Origin of the sequence: Bacillus sp. RC240 (assembly GCF_044907945.1) — a bacterium.
In the GTDB taxonomy this organism is placed as follows: domain Bacteria; phylum Bacillota; class Bacilli; order Bacillales; family Bacillaceae_G; genus Bacillus_A; species Bacillus_A mycoides.
On record NZ_JBIYCT010000002.1, the window covers coordinates 614,408 to 627,032 of the forward strand.

General features: G+C 36.5%; 15 protein-coding genes and 1 other annotated feature. All 15 genes read right to left on the reverse strand.

Translation table 11 applies throughout. The annotated features are described in order from the left end of the window. Positions 1–36 precede the first annotated feature (36 nt). Complete coding sequence (gene rpmA, locus ABH955_RS11180; RefSeq protein WP_000944957.1) at positions 37–327, reverse strand: 50S ribosomal protein L27; 291 nt, start codon at positions 325–327, stop codon at positions 37–39. A 3-nt stretch (positions 328–330) separates the two neighbouring features. After that, the gene (locus ABH955_RS11185; protein ID WP_002138477.1) at positions 331–675 is read right to left on the reverse strand and encodes a ribosomal-processing cysteine protease Prp; all 345 of its coding nucleotides are present in this window, start codon (positions 673–675) and stop codon (positions 331–333) included. A gap of 11 nt (positions 676–686) precedes the next feature. Beyond that, a complete protein-coding gene (gene rplU, locus ABH955_RS11190) occupies positions 687–995 on the reverse strand; it encodes a 50S ribosomal protein L21 (protein ID WP_000270907.1) in 309 nt (102 codons plus the stop codon). A 14-nt stretch (positions 996–1,009) separates the two neighbouring features. After that, positions 1,010–1,088, reverse strand: a sequence feature (ribosomal protein L21 leader region). A gap of 77 nt (positions 1,089–1,165) precedes the next feature. Continuing rightward, the gene (locus tag ABH955_RS11195) at positions 1,166–2,575 is read right to left on the reverse strand and encodes an Rne/Rng family ribonuclease (protein WP_404491117.1); all 1,410 of its coding nucleotides are present in this window, start codon (positions 2,573–2,575) and stop codon (positions 1,166–1,168) included. A 133-nt stretch (positions 2,576–2,708) separates the two neighbouring features. Next, complete coding sequence (locus tag ABH955_RS11200; RefSeq protein ID WP_002088816.1) at positions 2,709–3,569, reverse strand: M50 family metallopeptidase; 861 nt, start codon at positions 3,567–3,569, stop codon at positions 2,709–2,711. Then, positions 3,562–4,308, reverse strand: coding sequence for a M23 family metallopeptidase (locus ABH955_RS11205; RefSeq protein WP_002165033.1), 747 nt, complete (start codon positions 4,306–4,308; stop codon positions 3,562–3,564). Before ABH955_RS11205 ends, ABH955_RS11200 begins: the two co-directional genes overlap by 8 nt. A 133-nt stretch (positions 4,309–4,441) precedes the next feature. Beyond that, positions 4,442–5,239: a septum site-determining protein MinD gene (gene minD / locus ABH955_RS11210; RefSeq protein WP_000503308.1), complete on the reverse strand. Its 798-nt coding sequence runs from the start codon at positions 5,237–5,239 to the stop codon at positions 4,442–4,444. A gap of 2 nt (positions 5,240–5,241) precedes the next feature. Further along, a complete protein-coding gene (minC, locus tag ABH955_RS11215) occupies positions 5,242–5,928 on the reverse strand; it encodes a septum site-determining protein MinC (protein WP_002015372.1) in 687 nt (228 codons plus the stop codon). Between the two features lie 35 nt (positions 5,929–5,963). Further along, positions 5,964–6,509: a rod shape-determining protein MreD gene (gene mreD / locus ABH955_RS11220; RefSeq protein ID WP_002015371.1), complete on the reverse strand. Its 546-nt coding sequence runs from the start codon at positions 6,507–6,509 to the stop codon at positions 5,964–5,966. A gap of 14 nt (positions 6,510–6,523) precedes the next feature. Further along, the gene (gene mreC / locus ABH955_RS11225) at positions 6,524–7,375 is read right to left on the reverse strand and encodes a rod shape-determining protein MreC (protein WP_002138478.1); all 852 of its coding nucleotides are present in this window, start codon (positions 7,373–7,375) and stop codon (positions 6,524–6,526) included. A 41-nt stretch (positions 7,376–7,416) separates the two neighbouring features. Further along, positions 7,417–8,436 carry a cell shape-determining protein MreB gene (mreB, locus tag ABH955_RS11230; protein ID WP_002015369.1) on the reverse strand — a complete coding sequence of 340 codons (1,020 nt, stop codon included), beginning with the start codon at positions 8,434–8,436 and terminating at the stop codon, positions 7,417–7,419. A 158-nt stretch (positions 8,437–8,594) separates the two neighbouring features. Continuing rightward, a complete protein-coding gene (gene radC / locus ABH955_RS11235; protein ID WP_002015368.1) occupies positions 8,595–9,272 on the reverse strand; it encodes a DNA repair protein RadC in 678 nt (225 codons plus the stop codon). Between the two features lie 50 nt (positions 9,273–9,322). Continuing rightward, the gene (locus ABH955_RS11240) at positions 9,323–9,898 is read right to left on the reverse strand and encodes a Maf family protein (protein ID WP_002143262.1); all 576 of its coding nucleotides are present in this window, start codon (positions 9,896–9,898) and stop codon (positions 9,323–9,325) included. A gap of 217 nt (positions 9,899–10,115) precedes the next feature. Beyond that, on the reverse strand, positions 10,116–11,078 hold the full coding sequence (locus ABH955_RS11245; protein ID WP_098167963.1) for a stage II sporulation protein B: 963 nt from the start codon (positions 11,076–11,078) through the stop codon (positions 10,116–10,118). 164 nt (positions 11,079–11,242) lie between these two features. Further along, positions 11,243–12,544 carry a bifunctional folylpolyglutamate synthase/dihydrofolate synthase gene (locus ABH955_RS11250; protein WP_113935651.1) on the reverse strand — a complete coding sequence of 434 codons (1,302 nt, stop codon included), beginning with the start codon at positions 12,542–12,544 and terminating at the stop codon, positions 11,243–11,245. Between the last annotated feature and the right edge of the window lie 81 nt (positions 12,545–12,625).

Genomic DNA, 12,625 nt, shown 5'->3' on the forward strand with positions numbered 1-12,625 from the left:
CTAACCTGCACTCAGGTTAGAGTTTTCCGTGAGTTCTTATGCTTCTTGAGCAACAGGATATACGCTCACTTGTTTGCGGTCACGACCAAGACGCTCAAAGCGTACTACGCCGTCAACTTTCGCGTATAAAGTGTCATCGCCACCACGACCAACGTTAACACCTGGATAAATTTTTGTACCGCGTTGACGGTAAAGAATTGAACCACCTGAAACCGTTTGACCATCTGCGCGTTTAGCACCAAGACGTTTTGACTGAGAGTCACGACCGTTCTTTGTACTACCTACACCTTTCTTAGATGCGAAAAACTGAAGATCTAATCTTAACATACGTTACACCTCCTGCACTTTTTCTATTAAACGGATATACTTTCCGTAATCAAGTTCAATCGTCTTAAGTGAAACAACCAATCCTTCTAAAAGTATTTGTGCTTTTTCTGCTGTATGAACGTCTAAATCATTAGGCAATTCATACGTCAAGAATCCGCCATCACTTCCGAGTTCAATAGTTGCCTGCACATTACAAAGTTCTTCCACTGCATTTATAGAACCAAACACAACCGCTGTAGTTCCAGCACAGACAAGATCTTGTCCATGTGGCGCATAATTGGCATGTCCAGTCATTTTAAATGATCGGATACTTCCTAGTTTCGTGCGACTTATCGTAATCTTAATCATCTTAACCAGAATTAAGCGTTGATAGCTTCAACTACTAGCTTAGTGTAAGGTTGACGATGACCTTGTTTCTTACGATTGTTCTTTTTCGCTTTGTATTTGAAAACGATGATTTTCTTAGCGCGACCTTGTTTTTCAACTTTCGCAGTAACTGTTGCACCCTCTACAACTGGGCTACCAACTTTCACGTTTTCGCCACCAACGAAAAGAACTTTGTCAAAAGTAACAGTTTCACCAGCTTCAACATCTAATTTTTCAATGTAGATTGCTTGACCAGCTTCAACTTTAATTTGTTTTCCACCTGTTTCGATAATTGCGTACATACTTGCACCTCCTCTTAATTACTAAGACTCGCCAAAAACGAGGTAGACATAAAATGTCTTTAGGGAACCTGTCTTGTGCGGTTGTAGCATATAGCAGTTTAGGTGCTATAAACTATAACATAAAAATATTACCATGACTCATTGACTATTGTCAATGAATGTTCTGCTAACTATTTTTTCCGTTCTACAATTTCTTTCTTACTTCCAAAACGGATAATAGCGTACTTTTCGATAATATCATCTTTGAAATAAATTTCAAATGGAATATTTTTTTGTAATTCTTTTTGTGAAAAATGTTTTTGTACTTTTTTTGAAGCACCAATCAATACAGCTTCATCCTCTATATTACCATAAGTAATAAGCTCTCTCTCTAGCTCATACGCAATTGTTTCATTAGATATAACGTAACCTGTCGCTTTACAAGGCGCACACTCTTCTAATAATACGTCACGTAACGAATGTTTCTTGCGCTTACGCGTCATCTCTAAAATACCTAACTCTGTAAACCCAAGCACTCTTGTATATGTGCGATCATCTTGTAAAGCTATCATTAAACGCTCTCTTACCTTCTCTTTATCTTCTCGTCTTTTCATATTAATAAAATCAATTAATATCATCCCGCCAATATCACGAAGTCTTAATTGACGAGCAATCTCTTCAGCAGCCATTTCATTTGTGCGAAATACGGTATCTTGTAAATTTTGTTTTCCAGTAAATTTACCTGTATTCACATCAATTACAGTCATCGTCTCCATTTGTTCTACAATTAGATAGGCACCATTTGGTAGCCACACAATTTTTTGAAGTGCTTTCTCGATTTCACGATCTATTCCAAAATGGTTAAACATCGAAGATTTTTCATTATAAAAGGATACTCTTTCTTTCCCTACTTTTTCTTCTAATTCTTTTACTATACTTCTCGTATCTACAACTATTTTTTCAATTGTTTCAATTGGGTTCTCCTGAAATACACGATCTAAAAACGTCGCTGGTTGATGAAGTAGTAAGGGCGCTTTCCCTTGATCTTCTTTTCTTTTTAACTCTTCATATAACTGCTGCAACCCTTGCATTTCAGCATGTATTTCATCGATTGTTCCTTTTTCAGAAGCAGAACGGAAAATATATCCACCTGTTCCTTCTACTTCAATTCCCAGTAACTGTTGTCTTCTTTTATTATTTTTTATTTTTCGAGAAACAGCGCGCATGTCATCATAGGGCATGTAAACGACATATTTTCCGGTAAATTCTATCTTCGCCGTTAATTTTGGCCCCTTCGTATCAATTGCCTCTTTCACAACTTGTACAAGTATCGCCTGTCCTTCATGTATGCGATATGAAGATGGTACATCATCAAATGAAAGATATGCATGTTTTTCTAATCCGATATTTACAAAGGCTGCGTTCATTCCAGCAATTGTTCTTACGATACGCCCAACATAAATATGTCCGACAATCTCCTGCTCTTCATTCCGTTTCCATAAAAGCTCGACAACTTTTTGCTTCTCTTCTATCGCAACACGCTTTTCCGAACCAGTGTAGTTAATATATAACGTCTTCAAAATTCTTTCCTCACTTTTCATTTCTTTTCCTTACAATATAAAGTGAAACTTTAATCAGTGGGGGTTTTATTCATCCCCCACTGATTATTAGTTGAACCAATCGGGCGTTTACGGGCAGTTAATGCGGGGTAAAAGGTTAGTGTCGTCGTCAACACTAACCAATTAATTCTTCAACAGATGAGGTTGTTCGTTTTTCAGCAAAATACGCATACAACAATTCATTTTCGTCCAATGTGTAATGCTCTTTATATTTTCCATGGACGATAATAGAGTGTTTATATCCTCTGCGAAATTTTGTGAAAATCGTATATAAATGATCTTCCGTTTTCACCTCAATAGGTGCTATTTTTTCAATATCTCTTTTATTCCCATAATAACGCTCTAATAAAAAACGCATAAATGCGTACCGTCTTTGTTTCCATTCTTGATATAAAGAAATCGCTAGAAAAACGAGTAATACCCACATCATAATGTTATTACTATTCCAAAGTAACTGCCATCCTAATATTACACTAAAAAAAACACATGACAATTTCATCATCTTTTCATGTGCTTGTAAATAGGGAAAACGATATGATAATACATTAAATAATACTTTTCCGCCATCAAGTGGCCAAATAGGCAATAAATTAAACCCTAAAATAATGACATTATTCCATACAAAGAAATGGTACAAATCATCAGTTACCCAGCCCGCTTTATACAAAATATAAGCGACCGCAATCATCCATATATGCTGAATTGGCCCCGCCATAACGACAATTAATTCTTCTTTTAATGATTTATTCCCATGTTCTTCCATCTCGACTACGCCACCAAACGGCAAAAGCTGAATTTGTTTAATACGCCAATTATAATACGCTGCGGCAAAAGCATGCCCAAGTTCATGAACTAAAACGATACAAAATAACAATAGTAACTCTTTAAAACGCGCCGTAAAAATACCAATGACAATAATAACCCAAAATAACGGATGCACAGAAATTTTCGTGAAAACATCCCTATATTTAATCAAATGAAATCACCTGAATTGGATCAATAAATTTTTCATTCTTTTTTATTGCAAAATAAAATTTTCCATTTTTATTGTTTTCATCATTACTCACTATTCCAATTCTTTGTTTCTTGGAAACGTAATCATATAATTTTACTGACATATCATTTAAATTTGCATACCATGACTCCGTGCCATCAGCGTGCTGAATTTGAACTGTATTTCCAAGTTCCTCTTTCTTGCCCGCAAAAACAACTATACCTTCATTTACTGACTCCACCGTTGCATTTGTAGCCGTTTGAACAAATACACCCTGGCCGTTTTTTTGAAATCCTTGCATCACCTTTCCAGAGGCAGGAATCGCATAATCCTTTTGCTGAATAGCCTCTTCTTTTTTCTCATTTGGAGAAAAGAACACGAGAGGTTTTCCAAACTGATTTTCATACCATTTCGATATAGTAGCAAATTGAAATTCTTCTTGCATAACTTTTTCTGTAACAGCTCTAGTACCATCAAAAGAAGAAGGTGCGTTCTTAAATAAAATAGCAACCGAAAGAACTAATATTGCTGATAGCAAAACTTTGAAGAGAAAAACTTCTTTTCGAAATAGAGGATGAATTTCCTTCTCCCCCTCTTCAATAAAGACCGTTTCGCTATCAAAATCTCCTCCCGCAAAATACTGCTCTTCTTCTAGCAATTCTTGCTCTGCTTTCCTTTTCGCAATCCGCTTTTTAATTTCTTCCACACGTCTATTCTTCATACTGTCTCCTTTCTTTCGTTAGCCTTATTCAAATAGAAACAGTTATATACAGTTTGTACATATGTATGAGTTATAGAAGGAAGATATTCATGCGAAGAAAAAAGAAAGCACTCCGCATTTATGCGAAGTGCTTTTAACGGATTCCAAAGAAATTTTTCATCTTTGTAAATACCGATACTTTTTCTTGTTCAAATGCTTGTAATGGTACATTCTCACCTAACAAGCGTCTTGCAATATTACGATAAGCTATTGCTGCTTTCCCACTAGGTTGCAGCGCTACAGGTTCACCTGTATTCGTAGCACGAATAACTTCATCATCATCCTCGACAACTCCAAGAAGCTCGATTGACAGTGTACGTACGATTTCATCAACGTCTAACATATCCTGTTCATGAAGCATATGACTACGCACACGGTTAATGACAAGTTTCGGTGGTTCAATATCCTCTTTCTCTAAAAGCCCGATAATACGATCCGCATCACGCATTGAGGATACTTCTGGTGTTGTTACAACGATTGCTTTATCCGCACCTGCTACTGCATTTTTAAACCCCTGCTCAATCCCCGCAGGACAATCAATTAATATGTAATCATAATCTTGACGTAATACTTGTATTAATTCATCCATTTGTTCAGGTGTTACCGCCGATTTATCGCTCGTTTGTGCTGCAGGTAATAAATAAAGATCATCAAAACGCTTATCTTTAATAAGAGCCTGAGGTAAACGACAACGCCCTTCAACGACATCAACAAGATCAAATACAATACGATTTTCTAGCCCCATTACTACGTCTAAATTGCGTAAACCGATATCTGTATCAATTAAACACACTTTTTTTCCAGATAACGCAAGGGCTGTACCAATGTTCGCAGACGTTGTAGTTTTACCTACTCCGCCTTTTCCAGATGTAATTACTATTGCCTCTCCCACAGCTATACAATTCCCCTTTCTAACTTTGTTAAATTAGGTCTAAGATGAGTGAGAAGTTGCAGGCGATCGACAACAATGTGATTATTCTCATTAATGTACGCACATTCTGCCGCCTCTGCTCCGTCTTCTTTCTCTTCCGGAGCCCGCATTGTCACATCACTAATTCGGAGTTGCATAGGGTTCATAATAGATGCAGCAATAACAGCTTCTGAATCTCCATCATACCCCGCATGTGCAATTCCTCTTAATGATCCCAAGACAAAAATATTCCCCCCAGCGATAACCGTTCCGCCTGGATTAACATCTCCAATTAATAATAAATTGCCTTTTACATGTAACACTTGTCCAGAGCGAACAATTTTGGAAATAGGGACAATTTCTGTTTCTTCTTTCCAAGCTATTGCTTCTGCTTTTGTTATAACATCACTTTCGATTGATTCTACAACAAGGTTCTTCTTATTGCGAATTAACGTACGAATCTCTTCTTGTTGTACTTCTGTTAAATAGCGATTTCCTACTTTAACACGCACTTCAATTAAAGAACGTCCGTCACTCTCATAGTAATGTGTAGAAAGCTTTTCATCCAATTCTTTTAGTAGCTCAGAGAATGAACAGCAATCATCTAAATGAAGTGTTATTCCATCTTTTGTCCCTTTTATCGTTACATTTTGTTGCTTTTTTTCTTCCACTAAAGTTCACCCCACCGATTCAATTCGACATAAAATTAGAAAATCCTTTTTTCTTTTTCTTCTATCGCTTTTGAAAGACGCACTAAATATCGTCTCAGTGGGAAACAAACTATTAATAAGAAAATTCCATTTAGCAATAAAGTAGCAAGGAGACGATCTGTGAAAAAGACAGATGCTGACATGTGAGTACGTCCTAACAAAGTTAAAAACCCATACACATAATACTCTAATGCTGCAATGCCAGCCAGTACGATAGAAGCGACAATAAATAAATTCAATTGTAATACTTTCATCACACTATAAACTAAATAAGCTAAAATCGGATAAGCAAATATATATATACCGACAAGTTCCGTGTATACGGTATCAAATAAGAAACCAAATAATAGTCCGTAGTAAATCCCTTGAACCGGACTATAGTACACTGTAATAAAACATAACACAATTATAAAGAAATGCGGTGCTGCTATACTGCCTTTCCAAAAGACGTCTGTTGGAACAACAGTAGAGAACATATTTTCAAATAAAAAAACAAAAAGGAGCAAAAGAGGAAGAGCTGCTCTTTTTAAAATCGTCATCATCTCTTCTCTCCCTCCTATTCTAACGGCGCTGTAGGCATATCACGTTTTGCAACTATAATATGCTCTACATCATTCAAATCAGCGGATGGTTTTACATAAGCTGTTTTTGTTAAACCGTATGGATCTGGCTGAACATCAACAATTTTCCCAATCGCAAGACCTTTTGGGAAGATATCACCAAGTCCAGATGTTACAACTAGTTGATCTTTTTCTACTTTTGCATCAGAGCTAATCTTTGTGAAAAGAAGTAGTTGTTTTTCTTTATCGTAACCTTCAATTAATCCAAAGATATTTTCTTGTCCTTGTACAATAGCAGAAACACGGTTTGTTCGGCTCATCGAACTTAACAACTCTACTGAAGATGTAAACTGAGATACACTTTTTACGCGTCCAACTAAACCTTTCGGAGTTACAACAGCCATATCTTTTTTGATCCCCTGCTGTGCTCCTTTATCAATTCCAACTAAATCGTACCATTTATCGGGATTACGAGAAACCACACTAGCTTGTACTTCCGTATAATCACCACGGGACTTTTCTTTACCAGTTAATTCTCGTAGTTTTTTATTCTCATCGTCTAAATTTTTCACTACTGCAGATAAATCTGCGGTAGAATCTAATTTTGCTTTCAGCTTTTTATTCTCTTCATACGTGCGCTTTACATCTTCTACGTTCTCGAAGAATCCGGCAACATAATTCGCTGGCTTTTGGAATACACGTTCTACAACACCGACAGTATCTTTTATAAACTGCTCTGGCCATGATAAACTGTTCCGTTCTTTCAATGAGATTCCAATCAATGCCACGAGAAGAATAATACTAACTAACAAAACAATTAATCTTTTGTTTAAGAAAAACTGTGGCACGTTCACACCCTCTTAATTTCATTGATTTTTATTTTGCAATATTATCGAGCAGCAGTTTTGAAAAGGTCGATATTGTCTAATGCTTTACCCGTTCCAATTGCTACGCAATCTAATGGATCCTCTGCAACAAGAACTGGCATATTTGTTTCTTCACTAATAACTTTATCTAAGTTACGTAGTAATGCCCCGCCACCCGTTAATACGATACCGCGGTCCATAATATCCGCTGCTAATTCAGGTGGAGTTTTTTCTAACGTATTTTTAACTGATTCTACAATTGCATCTACTGTATCTTTTAATGCATCTGCAATTTCTTCTGGTTGAATTAGTACTGTTTTAGGTAAACCACTTACTAAATCACGACCGCGAATTTCCATAGGCTCAATACCTTCTGGCTCGCCTGCAGAACCGATTTCTAATTTTAGTGCTTCTGCTGTTCTTTCACCAATCATTAAGTTGTAGCTTTTCTTAATGTACTGAATGATTGAATCGTCCATATCATCACCAGCAACACGAACTGATTGACTTGTTACGATACCACCTAAAGAAATAATTGCAACTTCTGTTGTACCACCACCGATATCAACAACCATACTACCAGTCGGCTCCCAAACAGGTAAGTTTGCACCAATTGCTGCTGCAAATGGCTCTTCGATTGGATAAGCATCACGAGCACCAGCTTGACGAGTCGCATCGATTACTGCACGTCTTTCTACAGCTGTAATACCAGATGGTACACATACCATTACATATGGTTTACGTGAGAAGAATCCATTTGATTTTTGAGCTTGTTGAATGTAGTATTTCATCATTATTGCTGTTGTTTCGTAATCAGCAATTACACCATCTTTCATAGGGCGAAGTGCCACTACATTTCCTGGTGTACGACCAATCATTTGTTTTGCATCGCTACCTACCGCAACGATTTGTTTCGTATCAGTTTGTAATGCTACTACTGAAGGTTCACGTAAAACTACACCTTTCCCTTTCACATATACAAGCGTGTTCGCCGTTCCTAAGTCTATTCCAAGATCGCGAGTAAATCCACCAAATCCAAACATATCATTTATCTTCCCTTCTTATTTTCACGGACTCATTTTTCTTACTTTATATTTATAAAAACAGTACGTTTTTTTATATCTGCATCCTTTTTGTAGATAATTTTCTACAAAAAACTCATAAATCACATTATAAAACAAAATAAGTAAAAAGAATAGTCTTAAATATGACCTTTTTCCTTTAAACTCACGAATTTATGGTCACCTATTATGATATGATCAAGTACTTCAATTCCGATAATTCGACCACATTCTACTAATCGTTTTGTAACTTCAATATCTTCACGGCTCGGCGCCGGATCTCCTGAGGGATGGTTATGAAGACATATAATAGAGGCTGCTGCCCGACGGAACGCTTCTTTAAAAACTTCCCTTGGGTGCACAATCGACGTATTTAAACTTCCAATAAAAATAGTTTGCCTATGTATAACTTGATTTTTCGTATTCAAATATAAACAAACAAAATGCTCCTGTTGCAAAAAACGCATCTCTTCCATCATATAACTCGCACAATCTTCTGGACTTCGAATACTATATCTATTTTGATATTCTAAACGTACCATTCTTCTACCTAATTCAAAAGCAGCCATAAGCTGCGACGCCTTTGCAATCCCAACACCATGAATGCTCATCATCTCTTCTAACGTTGCATCCTTTAACATTCGTAAGCCGTCAAAATGATGTAGAATATTATCTGATAACGTTAACACCGTTTCTTCTTTAGAACCCGTTCTGAGTAAAACTGCAAGAAGTTCTCGATTCGATAAACTTCCTGCTCCTTCTAACAATAAACGCTCCCGTGGCTGTTCTTCTCTCACAACATCACGAATACCGTTCATCTCTCCACCCCTTTTTTTACGATTTCTCCTAAAGAAAACCCCATGCAATTTTACACATGGGTTACATCGCTATCAAACTGTTTTAATTCACGGACAAGACGTGCAATTGGCAAGCCAACTACACTGTAGTAGTCCCCTTGAATATGTTGAACAAAAATAGACCCTTTACCTTGAATTCCATAGCTTCCTGCCTTATCAAGTGGTTCCTTCGATGCAACGTATACGTCTATTTCTTCTTCTGTTAATCCCCAAAATGTTACTTCTGTACGTTCATAAAAAGTTACAGTTTTTTCTTTCGATATAATTGCAACACCTGTGTATACTTCGTGTGTTTTCCCTGATAATAATTGTAGCATTTCTTTCGCCTCAGCCCCATTAGACGGCTTTCCAAGAATACGCGAATCATATGTAACAATTGTATCTGCACCTAGTACAACTTGATTACTATGGTTTTCTGCCACAGCAGATGCTTTTTGCAAAGCAAGCGACATGACAATATCAGAAGGTGATGAATATGCACCAATCTTCTCTTCTACTTCACTAACAACGATGTCAAATGGCACATCTGCTAATTCAAGCAGTTCCTTCCTCCTAGGTGACCCTGAAGCTAAAATAATTTTCCTCATATTTTCTCCTTCCCTTCTCACATGAAGCAGAATAATTCAAATCAATCGTATCAAAGGAATAGTTTCCCCACAAATTCTAGAAATATCATTTTCTCTAAACAAAATAATAGTTCTTTTTAAATACGATTATATGCTGCCCATACAGAAAGCACTTTGTTCTAAATTCAAAAGAAAAGAAAGAAGTATATGTACTTCTTTCCCCTTCATCATTATCTTATTATTTTACTTTTTGTGAAACCATTTTTTCATACGAAAGTATACCATCAATAATAACTTGATTTAATTTAGCTACAGATTCCTTATCGCTCTTCCCTTCCTTAATCGTTTGCACCGCTATTGACGTATACGTATAAAGCTTCTTTGCATCTTCACGCTTCATACTCTTCCCTTCCTTTTCCATAGCTTTCCACTCTTTTTGAATCGCTTCTATATCTTTTGGATTACTTTTTCCACTAGTTTGTACGCTGGACACATATTTTGCTAAATGAGTATATAATGGCTGCACTTTCGCTAAAAACATTCCTACTTCTTTATCATTTTTGAGCAATGCTTTATCTGTAATATCCCAATTTTTTTTCAAAACTGAAACACCATCTTGCTTATACTGATCTATTAATTGATTAACAGCCTGTTCATCGCTCGTAATAGCAACAACTAACGCATACTTATCACCACTCGGTTTCAAAGTAGCCACGCCCCCATTACTTTTCCACTCTTCAATAGCAGCCTGTCCTTTTTCTTCAGAGGAATAAAGCCCTCCTTGAACGAAAAATAGTTTCATTGGGTCTAATGACGTTCCTACCTGTGCTTTTGGTTTTTCCTCTTTCGGTGTTGGTGTTTGTTCTGCCGTTCCACCCACCTTTTGTTCCTCATTACCTGCCTGCTTCGAAGCCGTTACCTTACCTTCTTCTGTCGTCCCTTGTCCAGTTAATAAATGAATCATACCCATCCCAAATGCAGTACCAATAATTATTGCAGTTGCAACGATTGCGATTATTGTATTGCTCCACTTCTTTCGATATTTTTCCATAGATACTGATTTCGCTTTTTGAAACGGAACGACATTTTTCGGTCTCTCACTTTCTGCTACCATCCAGTCAAACTCATCCTTCTTTTTTTCCTCATACTTCGCTTCTGTTCCATTTACTTTCACCGAGATCGTTCGTGATTGCTTGTCCATACACTCACACCTCACCTCTTGTCATTGTCCGCATCATATCATATTCATTCCACAAAAAAACGAGATATTTGTCAGAGGAATTCGTCAAATAACCCTATATTATTATCTTATATGTATGCATTTGACTTCATTTGTAGAACAAAAAACTAGATAGCAAAGACTATCTAGTTTTTCTCGCGAATATATTTTCGAACTTCAGAAATGAAATAAAGAGAACCTGTTATGATAAAGACATCATTTTCTCCAATCATATCAACTTTTGTATCAATTGCCTCTTTCCAATCTTCAAAAACTAATTTTGATTCTTGTTGTGAATACGATGCAAGCTTGTCAGCAGAAATGGCACGATCAAAGGCAAACGTCGTAAATATTATTTCATCAGCAACTTTTTCTAATTGCCCTACCATGTTATGTAACTGTTTGTCACCAAGAGCAGTAAATAAAACTATTACATTCTTCTTTTTATAATGTGCCTCTACTGTTTTTACAAGACTTTCAATACCTTCTGGATTATGAGCACCATCTATTATAATATCTGGATTACTTTGTAACTTTTCAAATCGACCAATCCAGTATGCTTCTTGTAAGCCAGCTTTTATTTCCTCTTCATTAATTAAAAATGATAAATATGTTTTTAAATACATGACTGCCATAAGTGCTAGCGCTGCATTGCCTACTTGATGAATACCTTTCATTGAAATCCGAACATTTTCAAACGAGGCGAATGGACAAGCAAAATCAAAATGTTCCCCATCTTTATTAGAATGTTTATGTAATGTTGTAAACTGTTTTCCAAATTCATATAAGCTTGCATGATTTTCCTTAGCAACCTTTTGAATTACTTGCAATGCTTCTTCATTTTTCACACCAGTAATAACTGGAACACCAGACTTAATAATCCCTGCCTTTTCATATGCAATTTCTCCTAGTGTATTGCCTAAAATATGCATATGATCGTGACCGATATTCGTAATAATCGTGAGAACCGGATGAATAACATTTGTAGAATCAAATCTTCCCCCAAGCCCCGTTTCAAATAAAACGACATCACAGAAATTAACTCTACCGAAATAATAAATTGCCATTACTGTAATAATTTCAAACTCAGTCGCTTCTCCTAAATCCGTCTCATCTAATTTTTCAACGACTGGCTTTACCATATTTACAAGTTCTGCAATCTCTTCATCTGCAATCGGTATTCCGTTTACACTAATACGTTCATTGAATGTTTCTATGTAAGGCGATGTAAACGATCCTACTTTATATTTCGCACCTTCTAACATGTAGCGCATGTATGTTAAAGTTGAACCTTTTCCATTTGTGCCGGCTAGATGAACACATTTTATATGACGCTCTGGATTTCCGAGTTCTTCTAACATCCATTGCATTCTTTCTAGCCCTGGTTTTATCCCAAATTTCAATCGGCTATGAATCCAGTTTATCGCTTCTTCGTATGTATGTATCACGTGTGTTATTCCCCTTTCAAAAGACAACCTTCATACTTCTATTATACGCAAAGAAAAGAGACTCACCAATATAGTGAGTCT

Excerpts from the sequence above, each read along its gene's own strand:
- ABH955_RS11240 (WP_002143262.1), bottom strand. The coding sequence starts at position 9,898 with ATGAGGAAAATTATTTTAGCTTCAGGGTCACCTAGGAGGAAGGAACTG.
- radC (WP_002015368.1), bottom strand. The coding sequence starts at position 9,272 with ATGAACGGTATTCGTGATGTTGTGAGAGAAGAACAGCCACGGGAGCGT.
- mreD (WP_002015371.1), bottom strand. The coding sequence starts at position 6,509 with ATGATGACGATTTTAAAAAGAGCAGCTCTTCCTCTTTTGCTCCTTTTT.
- ABH955_RS11195 (WP_404491117.1), bottom strand. The coding sequence starts at position 2,575 with ATGAAAAGTGAGGAAAGAATTTTGAAGACGTTATATATTAACTACACT.
- mreB (WP_002015369.1), bottom strand. The coding sequence starts at position 8,436 with ATGTTTGGATTTGGTGGATTTACTCGCGATCTTGGAATAGACTTAGGA.
- ABH955_RS11185 (WP_002138477.1), bottom strand. The coding sequence starts at position 675 with ATGATTAAGATTACGATAAGTCGCACGAAACTAGGAAGTATCCGATCA.
- rpmA (WP_000944957.1), bottom strand. The coding sequence starts at position 327 with ATGTTAAGATTAGATCTTCAGTTTTTCGCATCTAAGAAAGGTGTAGGT.
- ABH955_RS11205 (WP_002165033.1), bottom strand. The coding sequence starts at position 4,308 with ATGAAGAATAGACGTGTGGAAGAAATTAAAAAGCGGATTGCGAAAAGG.
- rplU (WP_000270907.1), bottom strand. The coding sequence starts at position 995 with ATGTACGCAATTATCGAAACAGGTGGAAAACAAATTAAAGTTGAAGCT.
- ABH955_RS11245 (WP_098167963.1), bottom strand. The coding sequence starts at position 11,078 with ATGGACAAGCAATCACGAACGATCTCGGTGAAAGTAAATGGAACAGAA.